Here is an 18,234-nt window from a genome sequence, read left to right on the forward strand (position 1 = left end):
GGGAGAGCGTTATGTTGAGAGGATCGTCCGTGTGCCTCCGTGGTTTGTTTTTACTGTTGTTCCTTGCGGGAGCTGAATACGCTGCGGCAACTGAAAAAAATGGATTTGACCTGAGCGAGTCGCTGATACCGGTTGATGAGATCCTTCGTGGTGGGCCACCACGTGATGGTATTCCCTCAATAGACGATCCGAAGTTCGAGCGTCCGGAAGAGGCATCGCTTTGGCGCGCCAACGACCTGATGCTGACCTACGACCGGAGGGACCACCGGTTCGCTTACCCTGTAGGCATCCTGAACTGGCACGAAATTGTTAATCACGATATCGACGGTGCCCCGGTATTGATTACCTTTTGCCCGCTCTGCGGCACGGGAATGGCCTTTGATCCGGTGGTAAACGGCCGTCAGTTAACCTTCGGTGTTTCCGGTTTACTCTACAACAGCGACCTGCTGATGTACGACCACCAGACCGAGTCGCTCTGGTCGCAGATTGAGGGGCGGGCAATATCCGGCCCGCTGGCGGGTACGGAACTGGAGTCGGTCGCGGTTCGCCATGAGCTCTGGCAGAGCTGGAGGGAACGAGTGGGTTCCCGGGGGCTTGTGCTTTCGACGGACACCGGTCACCGCCGCGATTTTAGAAAGTCCCCCTATGGCGACTATGACCACTCAGAGCGCATGTTCTTCCCGGTTTCCCACACTAGCCGCAAGTATCACCCCAAGACCTGGGTGCTGGGCTGGACCCACAATGGTGAGAGCAAGGCCTGGCCTTTCCCGGAGCTGGCGAACCACGACGGCATACTGGAAGACCGGATCGGGGGAAAGGTTGTTCGTGTTCACTACGATCCGAACGTACCGTCCGCCGAACTGCGTGACGAAACCGGTAAACTCCTCCCCGCAACCCGGGCTTTCTGGTTTGCCTGGTATACCTTCCATCCGGATACCGGTGTGTTTGAAGCGGATTAGTGCTTCGTCTGATCGTCGCCCTGTTCCTTCGCCTCAAGGGCTTCGGCGACGCGCTCATCAATGCGGCGAACATATTCCTCGTCCACCGCGCCCGAGCTATGGGCTTTCATGAGCTCTGTGCTGGCGCGCAGGTTGCCGATGAAAGTCCGGCAATTACCACACATCATCAGGTGCATTTTTACGGACAATTTCCCGGCGGTGCCAAGTTCGCCATCAATGTAATCGCTGGCGATCAAGGCCAGATCCCTGCACATCAACATTCACCCGTCTCCTGGAACGTCTCTACCATGAGAAATATCTTCTGTCGCGCACGGTGTAAAAGCACACGAAAGTTAGAGGCACTGACGTCCAGAATGTTACACACATCGGCGGATTTATGCTGGTGGGCTTCGTACAGCATCAGTGCGGAGCGTTGGGGTTCAGGCAGTGCCGAGAGGTGTTTGTCCAGGCAGTCGCTGAGCGCGCCGTTCTCCATCAGGGTGTCCGCGGATTCGTCAAACCGCAGTTTGGGAGGCATTTCCCAGCGGCCGGAGGCGTTGAAGCGGTTTTCCAGATCCGGATCCAGACTATCGGTAAAGTCGATCGGGACTTCGCGTTTGGTCGATCTGAGCCTGTTTTTGCAGCGATTGGCCACAATGCGGTGAAGCCAGGTTTTTAGCCCCGAACGGCCCTCGAATGTCTGAATTGCGTCGATGACCGTCACCCAGCAGTCCTGAACAATGTCTTCAGCGCTTGAACGATCAAGGTAGAAGCGCGCGACCGCAAGCATGCCCGGGGTGTATGCTCGCACCGCTTCGTGGTATGACTGCTGATCGCCCGACTTCAGCCTTGAGATCAGTGTGTTCTCGTCAGGATCATCCGTGCCAGTCATGCGGTTTCCTTTTATGAGTAAGTGTTCAAGAATAGCAATGAGTTCGTTGATTTCCCCAAAAGTTCCCGGCGAATATCGACCAGTGCTGTGATCAATTTGTTAGACATTTATGAGCTCAGGTTGACACATTCCATGACCTGATCACGTAAAACAAAATAAAGTTCAAGGGTTGCAGACCAGCCAATCTCAATTTTTCTGTAACACTTTCACCAATCGCGTGTCATAGCGGCATCGGATTTCAGGCAACAAGGATTACTTCATGACATCGAAAAAATGGATTCTGGTCGCCCTGATTGTGGCGGTGGTCATCGGGTTTATTGCCAGCGGCGGTGATGAACTGCTGACGTTGCAGAATCTCAAGGATAACCAACAGCTTCTGGAAAGCTGGATTGGGCGGAATCTGGTGGTCGCAGTGCTCGGTTTTGTGGCCATCTACGTGGTGGTTACGGCGCTGTCGCTACCCGGGGCGGCCATCATGACGCTGGCCGGCGGCGCATTCTTCGGCAATATCTACGGCCTGGCTGCGGTGTCCGTCGCTTCTACCATTGGTGCTTCCATTGCCTTTCTTGTCGCCCGCTTCCTGCTCCGTGACACGTTGCGTGAACGTTACAGGGACACCGTCGCCAAGATGGATCGCGGCATTAAAAAGGACGGTGCCTTTTACCTGGCGACCCTGCGGCTGGTGCCGGTGTTTCCGTTCTTCCTGATCAACCTCGCCATGGGGCTGACCGCGATGAAACTGCGCACCTATGCGCTGGTGAGCTGGGCGGCGATGCTACCGGGCACGTTTGTGTTCGTGAACGCCGGCACCCAGTTGAGTCAAATTCAGTCCACCGGGGATATCCTGTCGGCCGAGCTCCTGTTGTCCTTTGCCTTGTTGGGGCTGTTCCCGCTGATCGCAAAATTTGTGGTGGGCTTTATCCGTCGTCGCCGGGTGTACGCGGGCTGGCAAAAGCCGGAATCCTTTGACTACAACCTGCTGGTGATCGGCGGCGGCTCTGCCGGTCTGGTCTCTGCCTATATTGCCGCTGCGGTGAAAGCGAAAGTGGCCCTGATCGAAAAACACAAGATGGGCGGCGACTGCCTGAACACCGGATGTGTGCCATCCAAGGCGCTGATTCGCAGTGCCAAGGCAGCGGATACCCTGCGCCATGCCAATCGTTATGGTCTGGAATCGGTGCCGGTAAAAGGCTCGTTCAGGAACATCATGCACCGGGTGCAGGAGGTAATTGCCAAAGTGGAGCCCCACGATTCCCCCGACCGTTATCGAAAATTGGGTGTGGATTGCATCTTTGGCGAGGCAACGTTCGTATCTCCCTGGGAGTTGGAGATAAAACACAACGATGGCCGCACCGAGCGACTGACTGCTCGCAGTATTGTGGTCGCCACCGGCGGCAAACCGGCGATGCCACCGATTCCGGGGCTTAAGGAAATGAACCCGCTTAACTCGGACAACCTGTGGCAGTTACAGGACCAGCCGGAGCGCCTGTTGGTGCTGGGCGGCGGACCCATAGGCTCCGAACTGGCCCATGCCTTTGCCCGACTGGGCAGCAGGGTGACTCAGGTGGAAATGGCGGATCGTTTGCTGATAAAGGAAGACGTCGAGGTCTCCGAGCTGATCCGTAAACAGTTCGAGCGGGACGGCATCGACCTGCGGTTGGGCCACGCTGCAAAAGAGTTCGCGGTCGAGGACGGGGAGAAAGTGGTGTACTGCGAGCATCAGGGCGAACGCATCCGGATTGCCTTTGACGAGGTGCTGGTGGCCGTCGGCCGTGCAGCCAATACCGAAGGCCTGGGCCTCAGTAACATCGGCGTTGAGACCCTGCCCAACGGCACCGTACCGGTGGAGGAAGACATGAGTCTTCGCTTCCCCAACGTCTTTGCCTGTGGTGATGTGGCCGGCCCCTACCAGTTTACCCATGCGGCGGCCCACCAGGCCTGGTACGCGGCGGTGAACGGCCTGTTCGGACAGTTCAGGCGTTTCAGGGTGGATTACCGGGTGATGCCCTGGGTGACCTTCACCTCACCGGAAGTGGCCCGCGTGGGCCTCAGTGAGGCGGAAGCGAAGGAGAAAGGAATTGCCTATGAAGTCACCCGCTATGGCCTGGATGACCTGGACCGCGCTATTGCCGAAAGCGAGGACTTTGGCTTTATCAAGGTACTGACCCCGCCGGGCAAGGACAGAATTCTGGGCGCGGTGGTGGTGGGCAGCCATGCCGGGGAAATCCTCGCGGAATTCACCCTGGCCATGAAACACGGCCTGGGCCTGAACAAGATTCTGGGAACGATCCACCCGTACCCGACCTGGAACGAATCGGCCAAATACGCCGCCGGCGAGTGGAAACGTGCCCACGCACCTCAGGCTGTCCTGAATCTGCTGGAAAAGTTGCACGGCTGGCGCCGTGGCAAAAACACGAAAACACCGAGGAGTACCTATGCCCCTGATCGAAACCCGACCGGCCCGAAGTAAGCGCATTCCGGCCGTGGAAGTCCTCGAACCCAGGGCGTTCGACAGCTGGACCCACACCCGCAACGGCGACCCGCGTGGTTATATTGACGCGGATAAGTTGAAAGAACTGTGGATCCATACCGGCACCGCCTGCAACCTGGCCTGCCCGTTCTGCCTGGAAGGGTCTCACCCTGGTGACGGTCGGATTCCGGGCATGAAACTGAGCGATGTGAAACCGTTTATCCATGAAGCCATCGATATGGGCGTGGAGCAGTTCTCGTTCACCGGCGGCGAGCCCTTCGTGATCCGGGACTTCGTCAACATCCTCGATTACGCCAGCCAGCACCGGCCCTGCTTCGTGCTTACCAACGCCACCGAGCCGCTGCACAAGCGCCAGCACCAGCTGCTGCCGTTGCTGGACAATCCCTATGAAATCCATTTCCGTGTCAGTCTGGACTTTCCGGACCGTGCCCGCCATGACAAGGATCGCGGCGAAGGCAGTTTTGACCAGGCGCTGGATGGCATCTGCTGGCTGATCGAACAGGGCTTCAAGGTATCCATCGCCCGCCAGACCGATCCAGATGAGATTCCCGCTGACGTGGAAGCCGCGTTCCGCGAGATTTTCCGTGAATGGCGTATTCCCGAGAATCTGGCGTTCACCGCCTTCCCGGATCTGGGTACACCGGGCTCCGAAGATGGCAGCCCGGAAATCACCGAAACCTGCATGGAGAAGTACCCGACGAAGGAAAGCCGGGCCCATTTCATGTGTACCTACACACGGATGCTGGTGAAAAAGGGCGATCAGGTTCGGGTGTATGCTTGCACGCTGGTGGACGATGATCCCCAGTACGATCTGGGCGGGTCGCTGGCCGAGAGCATGGATGAACGCATCATGTTGCGGCATCACCGGTGTTTTGCCTGTTATCGGTTTGGTGCCAGTTGTTCGGAGCCTGGTTGATTTTCCGGGCTTCGGTTTAGCCTGAGAACTTGGAGTTGCGGCCTTTGGGGTTGGGGAGACCCTCCAAAACGAGAACCGTGGCTTCTCTGACTGTTTTGGAGGGTCTCCCCAACCCCAAAGGCCGTGTCTGACTGAAGTGGTATTTCAGACGGCGATTGCCAAAGCATGGTGGCCGGTAAGGGGTGGGTATGGTTTTCCAAAACATTCAAAGAAGCCACGCTTCTCCGTTTTGGAAAACCATACCCACCCCTTACCGGCCTGCCCCCAAAGACAACGAACCGGAAATGAACAATGAACTTCACTGAAGCCTCCCTGTTCTGGGGATTCCTGTTGGTATACGGCGTGGTTATGTATGCCCTGTCGCCGAAGAGCAAGAACGCGAATTCGTTTTATAAAGGCGCTGATGATCACGGTAACCCGGTGGGTCAGTGGTCACTCACGGCGAGTATTTTTATCAGCTGGATTTTTGCCAAGTCGGTGACCAATGCTGCCAACCTGGGTGCGGCCTATGGTGTGGTCGGTGGCCTGGCCTATGCCAGTTACTGGTTGTCGATTCCGGTGGCCGGTTACGTGATTTATCTGATTCGTACCCAGACCGGCGCCCGCAGCCTGCAGGATTTTCTGACGTCCCGCTTTGGGCGGCTGGCCAGTCTGGCGTTTGCGGCGGCGATTCTGATTCGGTTGTATAACGAGGTCTGGAGTAATACCGCCGTGGTGGGCGGTTACTTCGGGTTGCCGGGTGAGTGGGAATACTATGCCGCGGCGATGTTGTTCACTGTGTTTACACTGGCCTACAGTCTCAAGGGCGGGTTGCGGTCATCGATTTTTACCGATGTTATTCAGGCTTTTGTGTTTGTCTTCTTCGTTGGCGCGGTGTTGTTCCTGATCATTCCGGCCAACGATACCAGTGCCCTGCTGAGTAATGGCGAGTTCAGGCTTAACGCCGGCTTTGATCTGCTTCTGGTAGCCCTGCTGCAGCTGTTCAGCTACCCGTTCCACGATCCGGTGCTGACCGATCGGGGCTTTGTGAACAAGGAAAAGACCATGCTCAAGAGCTTTGTGGTGGCCGGGCTGCTGGGTTTTGTGGCGGTGTTTGTCTTCAGTCTGGTGGGTGTTCACGCCCGTTTGAACGGCATTGACGCCATGGGTAATGCGCCGGCGGCTGTGGGGCAGTCATTGGGGCTGGCGGCGCTGTTCTTTATGAGTGTGGTGATGATGACTTCGGCAGGCTCAACGCTGGATTCCACCTTTACCTCGCTGGCGAAATCGCTGGCGGTGGATTTGCCACGGCTGGCTCAGCGCGCAAAGGACAAGTTGCCGAGTATGCGTGTTGGTGCGGTGGTGATGATTGTGTTTGCGTTCCTGGGTAACCTGCCGATGTTTGCCGGTACCGATATTCTCAAGGCCACCACCATCTCCGGCACCATGGTGATGGGGCTGGCGCCGGTGTTCCTGTTCTATGGCTTTACCCGCTGGTCGCCCTGGAGTTTTCATCTGAGTTTCTGGACCGGTCTGGGGCTGGGGGTTCTGCTGGCCGCCGGGTTGATTCCGTCAGGCTGGGCCATTGGTGACGGCAAATACGCCATGCTGCTTGGCGTGAATGCCTACGGCTTCCTGATCTGTTCCGCCGGGTTCTTCCTGCCGCTGGTGCTAAGGCGCCTCGCAGGCAAATCCCTGGCTACCAGTGGTGTCTAGGCATGGCTGATCCTGAAGGTCGCAGTTGCCCCTTGGCCTACCGCTACAGCCCGGCTGCTCTTTGCCGGGAAGTCAGTCAGGTGTCCGAGGATGTGCTGTATATCATCGGCGGGCTGTACGGTAACCCCTTCGCCCTGGATGAAATTGAACGGATGGCCCTGGCAGAGGAACACCAGGGCCAGCGGGTAAAACTGGTCTTCAATGGCGACTTCAACTGGTTCAATGCCAGTGACACGTTGTTCCGGCAGATCAATAACCGGGTACTGGATCATACGGTGACCCTGGGTAATGTGGATTTTGAACTGGCCACTCCCAGCGCAGGTGCGGGTTGTGGTTGTGCCTATCCGGATTATGTCGACCAGGGCGTCGTTGAGCGTTCCAACCGAATAATGGAGCGGCTCCAGGCGCTGGCCGGTGAACATCCGGATGTGCAAAAACAGCTGTCCGGATTGCCGAGGTATCGGTGTCTGATGTTTGGAGGCCTAAATATTTTGGTGCTACACGGCGACCCGGAGTCACTGGCAGGCTGGGGACTGGCCCACGAATCTTTTGTGGCGGGCAACGATTTGGCATTGGCAGAATGGTTCAGAGAGTCGGATGCGGACGTGATGGTGTCCACCCATACGTGCCTTCCCGTCCTGTGGTCGGGGATGGTCGATGAGCGGTTTCGTGTGGTGGCCAATAATGGCTCTGCGGGCATGGGCAATCTGCTGTCGGACCCCCGTGGGCTGATTACTCGCCTGGGCTTCACAAGCCCCCTGGCCGAGCCTGTGACGGGCATTGAGCATCGTGGCCTGAACATTTCGCTGATGCCTGTTTCCTATGATCTGGAGGCTTGGTTGCCGCAGTTCGACCGGCTCTGGCCGGATGGCTCACCGGCGGCGGTGTCCTACCGCAACCGTATTATCTCAGGCACCTCCCTGAGCCCGGTAGATATCGTTTTTCCTTCCAATTCGTAATCAATTTGTCACTGGCGGTTGCTTCAATCCGGTCTATTCTAATAGAACAAGTGTGGCCTGTTCAGCGCAGGTCATTCAGGCTCAACTTGAAATATATTTTGTGGTCTATATAATTTAACCCTAATTTTTTGACGCGAATTGATCACGCTATGACATCAGAAGGCTCGAATACCACCGCCATCACCCTTCGCACACCTGTGAAAGATGATGGCTACAGGCTCCACCAGCTGGTGGCTGAATGCCCGCCGCTGGACCCCAACTCGATTTACTGCAACCTGTTGCAGTGCAGCCACTTTGCCGAGGCCGGCGTGGCCGCGGAGAAGGACGGCGATCTGGTCGGCTTTATCTCCGGATACATCCCTCCCCAACAGCCCGAAACCGTGTTTGTCTGGCAAGTGGCCGTTCACGAGAAAGGTCGTGGACAGGGTCTGGCCAAGCGGATGCTGAAAGAGATCGTGGCCCGGGATGCGTGTAAGAACGTGACGCACCTGGAAACCACCATCACCGAGGACAACGAAGCGTCCTGGGCACTGTTCCGCTCATTTGCCCGTGACCTGGGAGCCGAGCTCACCTACCACGAGCACTTCGAGAAAGAGACCCACTTTGGCGGCAAGCACGATTCCGAATTCCTGCTGCGCATCGGGCCCTTTACCAAGCCAGTCTGAGAGTCTGTTACTGACCAGGCGTCATTGACCGCTATCTGGAGTAGCCGGCAGACCACTGAGGTAGGTCTGCCAGAAGGCTTTAACCAACGTGTGGCTGGCTGATCGCGACGTAACCCGATGGGCCGCCCCACTTCTACCTCGAACCTGACATGCTAAGAGGCAAGACAATGGAACTTTTCAAGTCGACCGAATCCGAAGTACGCGTTTACTCCCGCGCCTTTCCGGTGGTTTTTAACCGCGCGAAGAACGCGCATCTGTACACCGAAGATGGCAAAGAGTACCTGGATTTCCTGGCCGGTGCCGGTTCCCTGAACTACGGCCACAACAACGATATCCTCAAGAAAGCGCTGCTGGAGTACATAGAGGCCGACGGCGTGAGCCAGGGCCTTGACTTGTTTACTACTGCCAAGCACGACTTCATCGAGTCCTACAAGAAGTACATCCTTGATCCCCGTGGCCTGGATTACAAAATGCAGTTTACCGGCCCCACCGGTACCAACTGCGTGGAAGCGGCCATGAAGCTGGCGCGCAAGGTCAAGGGCCGTAGCGGTATTATCTCGTTCACCAACGGTTTCCACGGGGTGACCATGGGTGCCGTTGCCGCGACCGGCAACAAGCATCACCGGGGTGGTGTCGGGACGCCGCTGGGTAATGTCGATTTCATGTTCTACGACGGTTACCTCGGTAATGACGTGGACACCCTGGAAATCATGGACAAGGTACTGTCTGACAGCTCCTCCGGTGTTGAGCTGCCGGCTGCCGTGATCGTTGAGGCAGTACAGGGCGAAGGCGGTCTGAATGCGGCCCGCGCCGAGTGGCTGAAGGGGCTGTCCGAGCTGTGCAAGAAGCACGATATCCTGCTGATTCTGGACGATATCCAGGCCGGTAACGGTCGCACCGGTGAGTTCTTCAGCTTTGAATTCGCTGGCATCAAGCCGGACATCGTCACTGTCTCCAAGTCTCTCAGTGGCTATGGCCTGCCGATGGCCCTGGTATTGTTCAAGCCGGAGCTGGACGTGTGGGAGTCCGGTGAGCACAACGGTACTTTCCGTGGCAACAACATGGCCTTTGTGACGGCACGTGCCGCAGTGGAGACCTACTGGAGAGACGATGCATTCGCCAACGAAGTGAAGGCCAAAACCAAGGTTCTGGGCGACGCCCTGCAGGCGATTTGCGACAAGTACCCGGGTGAGTTCAAAATGAAGGGACGCGGTTTGATGCGTGGTATTGAAGCCACACATGCCGATGTAACAGGTCCGATTACCAAGCGTGCTTTCGAGCATGGCCTGATTATCGAAACCAGTGGTCCCAACGACGAAGTGATCAAGTGCCTGATGCCGTTGACCACAAGCGAGGAAGACCTGAAGAAAGGTGCCGAGCTGCTGGCAAAAAGTGTGGACGAAATCATGCAGGAGGGGATCAGCGAGGCGTCGTAAGGCGCTTCCCTCATCCAGACACTCATTCTGCAGGATAGCGAAGGCGACACTATGACTACCCAACAACATACCGTAGAAAAGATCGGCGGCACCTCGATGAGCAATTACGAGGCCGTCCGTGACAACATCATCATCGGTGGACGCAGCAAGGAAGACCTGTACCAGCGCATTTTTGTGGTGTCCGCCTACGGTGGCGTTACCAATGAATTGCTGGAACACAAGAAAACCGGTGAGCCGGGCGTGTATGCCCTGTTTGCCGATGCTGAATCCGACTGGGCCTGGGGTGACGACCTCACCAAACTGGTGAAGTTCCTGACCGATATTAACGGTGAGCTGTTTGAGGATCCCATGCTCAAACAGCAGGCGGACCAGTTCATCACCGACCGTATTGAGGGTGTTCGCGGTTGCCTGATCGACCTGCAGCGTCTGTGTTCCTATGGTCAGTTCCAGCTGGAAGAGCATCTGCTGACTGTACGTGAAATGCTTGCCGGTATCGGAGAGGCGCACAGTGCCTTCAACACGGCGCTGAAGCTTCAGCAGGAAGGCATCAATGCCCGTTTCGTGGATCTCACTGGCTGGCGCGACAATGAATTGCTGCCGCTGGATGAGAAGTTGAAGCAGGCGTTCGATGCGGTCGACCTGACCCGGGAACTGCCCATCGTGACCGGGTATGCCCAGTGCAAGGAAGGTCTGATGCGGACTTTCGACCGTGGCTACAGCGAGATGACCTTCAGCCGGGTGGCGGTGATCACCGAGGCCCGCGAGGCGATTATCCACAAGGAATACCACCTCAGTTCCGCCGATCCCAATATTGTTGGTGCTGACAAGGTGGTGCCGCTGGGCCGGACCAACTATGACGTCGCCGACCAGCTGGCCAACCTGGGTATGGAAGCTATCCACCCCCGTGCCGGCAAGGGCATGCGCCAGAACGAAATCCCGCTGCGGGTGATGAACACCTTTGAGCCGGAGCATACCGGTACCCTGATCACCGGCGATTACGTCAGTGAGAAGCCCCAGGTGGAAATCATTGCAGGCGCCAAGGGCGTATTCGCCATTGAGGTGTTCGACCAGGACATGCAGGGTGAGCCGGGCTCCGACCGCCGCATCCTTGATGTGCTGAGCCGCTTCAAGGTTCGCTTCATGTCCAAGGACACCAACGCCAACACCATCACCCACTATGTCGGCAGCACGCTGAAACACGTCAAGCGGGTGGTCAAGGCGCTGAAGGAAGAGTTCCCGAATGCGGAAATCAATACCCGCAAGGTGGCTGTGGTTTCCGCCATTGGCAGTGACATGAAAGTGCCGGGCATCCTGGCTCGCTCAGTGAAGGCGCTGGCGGACGAGGACATCAGTGTTCTTGCCCTGCACCAGTGCATGCGTCAGGTGGACATCCAGTTTGTGGTGGACGAGGATCACTATGAGAAGGCCATCGTCGCCCTTCACGGTGTTCTTATCGAACCGCACAACCACGAGTACGCCATCGTCGCGGCGTAATACCTGCCGGCGTTACCCCCGGACGGAACCAGTCACTCCGTCCGGGGAATCCACACCCCGCCCCCAATCGTATCTTTGAGTACATTTTTGAACGGTACCAAAGCCATGACCAAGTCAGTCAGGCCGGGACCGTCCCCGACTCTAACCCCAAATGGTGAAACGGATTCCCTGGTGGGGCTGTACTTCAGGGATGCGTCCCGGTATGAACTTCTGGGAGACAAGGGCGAGCAACGCCTTGTGCGTCAACTCACGCGGAGTTATCAGGTCATTGGCCGCGAACTGGCATTACCTGACGATACCCCGCAGACCTACCGTGAAATCGTTGGCAGTCTTGGCGATGCCTGCACTTTCTCAACCCGATGTCGCCGTGCCTATCATCTTGCCCGCGCCTGTCGTACCAGGCTGGTCGAGAGCAACCTGCGTCTGGCGGTTCACATTGCCCGCCGTTACAGCCACTACGGCATTCCGATGGCGGACCTGATACAGGATGCGAACGTGGGGCTGATCAAGGCGGTGGAGCGTTTTGATCCGACCAGGGGTTTTCGATTCTCCACTTACGCCTACTGGTGGATCAGCGAAGAGGTAAAGCGTTGTCTCCAACGCGGCGTCCGTCTGGTTCATACGCCGGAAAACGTCGTCGATGAGATACGCCAGTTGCGCAAGGTCTCCATGCGGTTGCACCAGGCTCTGGGGCGTGCCCCTCTTCAGAGTGAACTGGCGAGGGAAATGGAGGCATCGCCTTCCCGTATCGGTGAGCTGCGGGCACTGGCAAGCCGGGAGTTGTCGGTCGATGCGCCGGTTTCCGGCAGTGCGGACATCACCCTGAGTGACAGCTTGAGCGCCAATGAGCAGTTGGCGCCCGAACACTCCATGGCGCAGCGGGACCGGAAAAAGACCCTGGCTGGGATTCTGGGCCAATTGACGGAGCGGGAACAAACGGTGCTGTCCCGTCGGTTCGGGCTGGGAATGTCAGAGCCTGACACCTTGCAGGTCATTTCTGATGATCTGGGCATCAGCCGCGAACGGGTGAGACAGATTGAGAAGGCGGCCATCCGCAAACTTCAGTCAAGACTGGGGGTGGCGCCGCTCAATGGGCCGTAAAGAACCATGCGCCGGCGGTAACCTGACAGGCCACGACAACAGCAGTGAGGACCAGTCGTAGCCTCAGGTACCATGCTGGCCAGAAGGCTTTCATCCATCGGGCATCGACAAGGTAAAGGGCCAGATACGCGGTGGTATACAGCGCTATTTGCCCGACTGTTACGAGTAACAGGCCGAGACCGGCTGAAAGAAAGAACACCTGGCTGAGGAGCATCGTTACCAGGGGCGAAAGCGGATAGCAACGGTTCTCCAGCTGCATGGCAATGGGCCAGTATACGCCCCCCATAAATGCAAGGATCCCGGCGCTGTACAAATAGAACCAGTCGATGATTACTACGCTGTGCGACGGGACAAGGAAGAGCGACAGCACTGCTGCCACGAAAGGCAGCAGTCCGAGAATGCCAACAAGAACCGCAAGTCGGGCTACCGCAATCACGATGCCTGCCCCAGACAGTAATGACCAAAAGGTAGTATCCCGAGGGTATTGTCGTGGCTATTACCGGGTTTGTTGAATGCTGTTTTCACCATGGTGCTCCGGGGTGACGTGGTACGCCAGTACTTACGATCCCCGGCAGCAATAGGATCAATTCGCCAGTGCCTGGCACTCCCGGTGTTGCGGGCAGCTGACAAGGTGATCATTGACCATGCCGGTGGCCTGCATAAAGGCGTAGACAATGGTCGGCCCGACGAAGTTAAAGCCTGCTTTTTTCAGAGCGCGGGACATGGCCTCGGCCTCGGCGGTGGTCACCGGCACCTCGGACAGCGTCTGCCAGTGGTTCTGAATCGGCGTGCCGTCCACGAAGGACCACAGGAAATCGCTGAAATCAACGCCCTGCTCTTTCAGGTCCAGGAAACTTCGGGCGTTGCGGATGATCGACTGGACTTTCAGCCGATTGCGAATGATGCCGGGGTTGCCGAGCAGCTGCTCCACTTTCTGATCGCTGTAACGGGCAATTTTTTCCGGGTTGAAGCCGTCGTACGCGGACCGGTAACTGTGCTGTTTGCGAAGAATGGTAATCCAGCTCAGGCCGGCCTGCTGGCCATCCAGGCACAGCTTTTCGAACAGTGCGAGTTCATCGAATTCGGGGCGTCCCCATACCGTGTCGTGGTAGTCGGTATAGAGTGGATCGGTTCCACACCAGGGGCAACGGTTGTTCTCATCCATAAGGGCTCCTTTTCGGATCAGGTGCTGGGTGCTGGGTGCGATGGGCGCGTGCTCAGGGTTGCAGCCGCTGGATGTGCCAGCCATCACCTTGCCTCACGTATTCAAAACGATCATGGAGACGGCTGGGCCGGCCTTGCCAGAATTCAATGCGCTCCGGTATCACCCGGTATCCCCCCAGAAGCTGGGCAGTGGGATTTCACCCTCACTGAACTTGCGCTTGATTTCCGCCACTTTTTGCTCAAGAAGACCGCGGGAGGTAATGGCCTTGCTTTGTTCCGAGACCCAGGCACCAATCTGGCTGCCCCTTGGGCGGGAGGAAAAATAACGCAGGGATTCTGCCTTGCTCACTTTCTCCACGGTGCCCTGGATTTTTACCTGGCGATTCAGCCCGATCCACGGAAACAGCAGGGCCGCTCTCGGATTCTGCTCCATTTCCCGGGCCTTGCGGCTGCCATAGTTGGTATAAAAAACAAAACCACGTTCATCATAATACTTCAGCAGCACTGTTCTCAGGTCTGGCATTAAATCGCTGCCGGCGGTCGCCAGGGACATGGCGTTGGGCTCCAGAATGCCCGCGGCTCGTGCGTCGTCGAACCAGCTATGGAACTGTCTTATCGGGTTATCATCCAGCGCGTCCCGGTCGAGGCCTTCACTCTCGAAGTCGCGTCGCATGTCGCTGATATCCATCGGATGGATCCTGTCGTAAAGGGTGAGTCTTCAGTACTATTGCAAGCATTAGGATACGGTGGTCTATTCTTTCAGGATTGGCGAGTGATGGAAACTGACGGGCAACAATCGGGGAGTTCTGCTGTGGCCAAGGCGAAAACGCAAAAACCTGTGTACAGAAAGATCTGGTTCTGGTTGGTGTTGCTGTTGCTGGTGTATACGTTGGCCGGCTTTTTTCTGCTCCCCTGGTGGCTGCAACGTTTTGTCCCGGAACAGCTGGAACAGCGGATGGGCTGGCAAGCGCAGGTCGAGGAGATCAGGACCAATCCTTTCAGTATGAGCCTGGATATCCGCACCCTGGTGGCGGACGACGCGGAGGGCGAGAAAGTCATCGGGTTTGACCGGCTGTTTGTCGACCTGGGGTTCTGGAAGCTGTTCACAGGCGTCGTGGGGCTGCAGGCCATTGAGCTCAAGGAGCCCTTTATCCGGCTGGATCTGCTGGACGATTACAGTGTGAATTTCGCCAGGGACTGGAGTGAGGCCAACCCTGCGCCTGCTGAGTCGGAACCGGAAGAAGACGGGACTGCCGCGCCGCCAAAGCTGTACTTCCAGCAAATCACCATCAATGGTGGTGAGCTGCTGTTCCGGGATTTCAGCAAGGAAGAGTTCGCCGAATTCCGGATTTCACCCCTGGACCTGACGCTTAACGATCTGGCCACCTGGCAGCGGGATGATACCCAGAGCAATTACTACCTGTTGGCGGCACTGGGTAGCCAGACCATCGAATGGGAGGGCGACCTGAGCATCAACCCTCTGTATTCACAAGGCTTTATACGAGTTGCGGATATTGATCATGCAACGCTGAAGCATTTCCTGAAGCCGTATATACCATACGACCTGAGGGGTGGGAACGTGACCGTCAGTACCGATTATGAATTACGTGCGGCGGAGCAGTTGTACCTGGATACTGGCAATGGGTTGCTGGAGTTTGAGGAGCTGGTGTTGGCACTGGACGGGGAACAGGAGGATGCTGCCCTCAAGAACGGGCGCCTGTCCGTTGATCAGATTCGATTTAGTCTGACGGGTCGCAGGGCGGACATTGGCATGATCACTGTGGACGCCCTGGATCTGGCGCTGGCACGCGGTGCCGAAGGCGAGATTGACCTGTTGGCTCCACTGCAGCAAGGCGCGCAAGAGCAGTCAGACACTGACAGCTCGGCAGCCGGCGGTGCCGGATTCCTGTGGTCCATCGCCGGGGTGGAGCTGTCTGACAGTCGTGTGCAATGGCGGGACCGCCAGTTGGAAACCCCGGCGGATATCGCGGTTGAGGACCTGTCCCTGAGCCTGGGTGGTGTCAGCCATGAGCTGGAGGAACCCATTCGTTACCGGCTGCAAGGAACCCTTGCCGACGGTGGTTCGCTGGGTCTGGAGGGTCAGGCGACGATACAGCCGTTTACCCTGGAAGCCGGCGTGACCGGCTCCGGTGTCCAGCTGGCGACCTTTGAACCCTATATCCGTGAGGCGGCGAACCTGAACGTGCGAAGCGGGCAGCTGGCGCTGGACGGGAATCTCGACCTGGACGGCCAGAAGGAACCGTTGACCGGTACGTTCAGCGGTACCGCGGAAGTGGCCGGACTCAATCTGACACTGCCGGACTCCAATGATCCCTTGCTGGCCTGGCAAACACTTCGCCTGGCACCGCTTGAATACAACGTGCATCCGGCCCGCCTGGAAATCAGCACCATTACCCTGAGTGAGCCCGCGGTGAACGTCGTGCGCGGTGGCGATGGTCTCCACAATATCGAACGGATTGTCCCTGCTTCCGCAGCGCCAGCCGATTCTGAAGCGGAGGTCTCGACGGCAGGCAGGGACGGGGAACCGGATTTTATCTTCCGCATAGAACAGTTGTTGCTGGAAGAAGGCACTGTGTCCTACACCGATCGCACCCTTGATCCGTCGTTCACCACCACCTTCGACGAATTGAATGGCACGGTCACCGGAATCAGTAATATTGCTCCCCAGCAGGGCAAGGTCTCGGTGCGCGGCCGGGTGGACGGCGTTTCCGATCTAAACTTCGAGGGCTCCCTGGGAACACTGGGTACCGATGACCTCAGCCAATTGAGCCTGGAGATGAAAAACGCCTCCCTGCCCAACCTGTCACCCTATTTCGGACGCTACCTTGGGTATGGCGTGGACAGCGGCAAGCTCAACCTTGAGTTGGACTATGAAATCGCCGGCAGTCGTATCGAAGCCGCCAACATGATTGTAATGGACCGACTGGAGCTGGGGCAGCCGGTAGCAAGTGAAGAAGCGGTGGGTGCACCGGTCAAACTGGGGCTTGCGCTGTTGCGGGACCGCAAGGGCGTGATTGAAATCGATCTGCCGATCAGCGGCAATCTGGACGATCCCGATTTCAGCGTCGGCAAAGTGGTGATGCGGGCGTTTGTGAATATTCTCGCCAAGGCTGCGGCGTCGCCATTCAGCGTGCTGGGGTCGGTTGCGGAGTTGGCGGGGTTGTCCGGGGAGGAACTGAGCCAGGTCAACTTTCTGGCAGGTCAGGTGGCCTTGGCCGAGGGTGAGCAGGCGAAACTGGATGCCCTTGCGGATGCGCTGGCGGAGCGGCCTGCGTTGTTGCTCAATATCCGGGGTGTGGTGGCACCGGAGGCCGATGGACTGGCGCTGCTGAAACAGCGGCTGGAGGAGCAGAACGGGGGAAGCCTGAGCGATGAAGCCTGGCAGCAGGCGCGCCAGGAATACCTGGCCGGCGACCGCTCATTGCCCCCGGAGGCCTTGGGAAACCTGGCATCCGCCCGCGGTGTCTGGCTGCGGCGGCAAATGCTGGAGGAGTATGACGTTGCGCCCGAACAGCTGTTTTTACTGGACCCGGTACGGGACGCCATGGCGGATGATCAGGGCCAGGTTGCTGTTGAGTTTGCGCTGGATGCGCGATAGCCGGCTTCAGTTTTGGTAGGGAAAACCGGTCAGGAAGCCTGGCGGTAGCTGCAACCCCCGCTGCTCGACGAGCAGTCGGTACTGCCCGCTTTCCATCAGCGGTTCAAACAGCCGGATCATGCCTTCGGCGTCGATGGGCGCGTCTGTGTGGGTAATGATCGACAGATCATAGGACTGATCCGGGACCTCGGATATCAGAAAGGTGTCCCAGTCTTCCGGATGGCGTTTCAGATGCTGCTGGAGATAGGCGCGGCTGATAACCGCGACTTCCGCGACTGAGGGCCTGTCGGCCTTAATCAGATTAATGTTGCGCCGATGACTGTCGGAAAACTCGATATCAAATCGTTTTTCCAGCTCCGAATTGTTGGTTTCAAAATCGGCGAAACCATAGTGGTATCCGGAGATAGCAACGATCCGCCGCTTGCTCACGTCATCAAAAAAACTCATATCACGACCGGGTTTCTTTAATGCCAGATAGAGATCCTCATCGGTCAGTATCGGTATGGTGGCGTCGAAATTGTGTGCCTGCCAGCCCCAGTTAGGACTCTCGAAAAAAATAACGTCGTACAGACCGGCTTCAAAATCCAGATGGCGCCGCTGAGGGGACGTGTGAATGATTTTGAACCGGATGTCCTGATGGGCCCTGGCGAGTCGCTCCAGCGTCTCCGCGAGCAAGCCGGTGACCTGATTATCCCCGTTGATGTTCGCGATGGGGGGAAAGTTATACACGCCCACCCGGATCTCGGTCTCGGCATTGGCTGCGGAGAGAGTCAGCCCCACGGCGCAAAGTGCCGCCACCAGAACCTTGCTTCTTAATATATGGAGAAGTGACACAATAGTAATCTCAGGGTATAGGTATGAGCG

The 18,234-nt window shown here is 57.5% G+C and carries 15 protein-coding genes and 1 pseudogene; 10 read left to right on the plus strand and 6 right to left on the minus strand.

The window, feature by feature from the left end; genetic code table 11:
- Positions 1-11: 11 nt before the first annotated feature.
- Complete coding sequence (locus EHN06_RS01025; RefSeq protein ID WP_127329364.1) at positions 12-959, plus strand: DUF3179 domain-containing protein; 948 nt, start codon at positions 12-14, stop codon at positions 957-959.
- Here the strand turns inward: EHN06_RS01025 and EHN06_RS01030 are convergent.
- Positions 956-1,219: a zf-HC2 domain-containing protein gene (locus EHN06_RS01030; RefSeq protein ID WP_127329366.1), complete on the minus strand. Its 264-nt coding sequence runs from the start codon at positions 1,217-1,219 to the stop codon at positions 956-958. The genes EHN06_RS01025 and EHN06_RS01030 overlap by 4 nt on opposite strands.
- Positions 1,213-1,830, minus strand: coding sequence for an RNA polymerase sigma factor (locus tag EHN06_RS01035; RefSeq protein WP_127329368.1), 618 nt, complete (start codon positions 1,828-1,830; stop codon positions 1,213-1,215). Before EHN06_RS01035 ends, EHN06_RS01030 begins: the two co-directional genes overlap by 7 nt.
- 259 nt (positions 1,831-2,089) lie before the next feature.
- Here EHN06_RS01035 and EHN06_RS01040 point away from each other — a divergent pair, with 259 nt between their 5' ends.
- The 8 genes from EHN06_RS01040 to EHN06_RS01075 all read left to right on the plus strand — a co-directional run bounded on the left by EHN06_RS01040 (position 2,090) and on the right by EHN06_RS01075 (position 12,587).
- A complete protein-coding gene (locus EHN06_RS01040; protein WP_127329370.1) occupies positions 2,090-4,300 on the plus strand; it encodes an FAD-dependent oxidoreductase in 2,211 nt (736 codons plus the stop codon).
- Positions 4,266-5,237: a radical SAM protein gene (locus EHN06_RS01045; RefSeq protein WP_127329372.1), complete on the plus strand. Its 972-nt coding sequence runs from the start codon at positions 4,266-4,268 to the stop codon at positions 5,235-5,237. Before EHN06_RS01040 ends, EHN06_RS01045 begins: the two co-directional genes overlap by 35 nt.
- A gap of 291 nt (positions 5,238-5,528) precedes the next feature.
- Positions 5,529-6,932 (plus strand): sodium:solute symporter family transporter, encoded by a 1,404-nt coding sequence (locus EHN06_RS01050; protein ID WP_127329374.1) that lies wholly within the window; start codon positions 5,529-5,531, stop codon positions 6,930-6,932.
- Between the two features lie 2 nt (positions 6,933-6,934).
- Positions 6,935-7,891 carry a hypothetical protein gene (locus tag EHN06_RS01055; protein ID WP_127329376.1) on the plus strand — a complete coding sequence of 319 codons (957 nt, stop codon included), beginning with the start codon at positions 6,935-6,937 and terminating at the stop codon, positions 7,889-7,891.
- A 149-nt stretch (positions 7,892-8,040) separates the two neighbouring features.
- Positions 8,041-8,556, plus strand: a complete 516-nt coding sequence (ectA, locus tag EHN06_RS01060; RefSeq protein ID WP_127329378.1) for a diaminobutyrate acetyltransferase — start codon at positions 8,041-8,043, stop codon at positions 8,554-8,556.
- A gap of 167 nt (positions 8,557-8,723) precedes the next feature.
- Entirely contained in the window at positions 8,724-9,992 is a 1,269-nt protein-coding gene (gene ectB, locus EHN06_RS01065; RefSeq protein WP_127329380.1) for a diaminobutyrate--2-oxoglutarate transaminase, read from the plus strand.
- Positions 9,993-10,043: 51 nt separating this feature from the next.
- Positions 10,044-11,486: an aspartate kinase gene (locus tag EHN06_RS01070; protein ID WP_127329382.1), complete on the plus strand. Its 1,443-nt coding sequence runs from the start codon at positions 10,044-10,046 to the stop codon at positions 11,484-11,486.
- A 105-nt stretch (positions 11,487-11,591) separates the two neighbouring features.
- Entirely contained in the window at positions 11,592-12,587 is a 996-nt protein-coding gene (locus EHN06_RS01075) for a sigma-70 family RNA polymerase sigma factor (RefSeq protein ID WP_127329384.1), read from the plus strand.
- Here the strand turns inward: EHN06_RS01075 and EHN06_RS01080 are convergent.
- The 3 genes and pseudogenes from EHN06_RS01080 to pdxH form a co-directional block, all read right to left on the minus strand.
- Positions 12,574-13,023, minus strand: a complete 450-nt coding sequence (locus EHN06_RS01080; RefSeq protein ID WP_127329386.1) for a DUF3429 domain-containing protein — start codon at positions 13,021-13,023, stop codon at positions 12,574-12,576. The two genes, EHN06_RS01075 and EHN06_RS01080, sit on opposite strands and share 14 nt — an antisense overlap.
- 147 nt (positions 13,024-13,170) lie before the next feature.
- Positions 13,171-13,752, minus strand: a complete 582-nt coding sequence (locus EHN06_RS01085; protein ID WP_127329388.1) for a DNA-3-methyladenine glycosylase I — start codon at positions 13,750-13,752, stop codon at positions 13,171-13,173.
- A 52-nt stretch (positions 13,753-13,804) separates the two neighbouring features.
- A pseudogene (pdxH, locus tag EHN06_RS01090) lies at positions 13,805-14,439 on the minus strand (pyridoxamine 5'-phosphate oxidase).
- 150 nt (positions 14,440-14,589) lie between these two features.
- On the opposite strand from pdxH, the gene EHN06_RS01095 reads away from it, so the two are divergent.
- Entirely contained in the window at positions 14,590-17,370 is a 2,781-nt protein-coding gene (locus EHN06_RS01095; RefSeq protein ID WP_228257376.1) for a DUF748 domain-containing protein, read from the plus strand.
- 6 nt (positions 17,371-17,376) lie between these two features.
- Here the strand turns inward: EHN06_RS01095 and EHN06_RS01100 are convergent, their stop codons facing one another.
- Positions 17,377-18,204 carry a substrate-binding periplasmic protein gene (locus EHN06_RS01100; RefSeq protein ID WP_228257377.1) on the minus strand — a complete coding sequence of 276 codons (828 nt, stop codon included), beginning with the start codon at positions 18,202-18,204 and terminating at the stop codon, positions 17,377-17,379.
- Positions 18,205-18,234 lie beyond the last annotated feature (30 nt).

The organism is Marinobacter sp. NP-4(2019) (assembly GCF_003994855.1).
In the GTDB taxonomy this organism is placed as follows: domain Bacteria; phylum Pseudomonadota; class Gammaproteobacteria; order Pseudomonadales; family Oleiphilaceae; genus Marinobacter.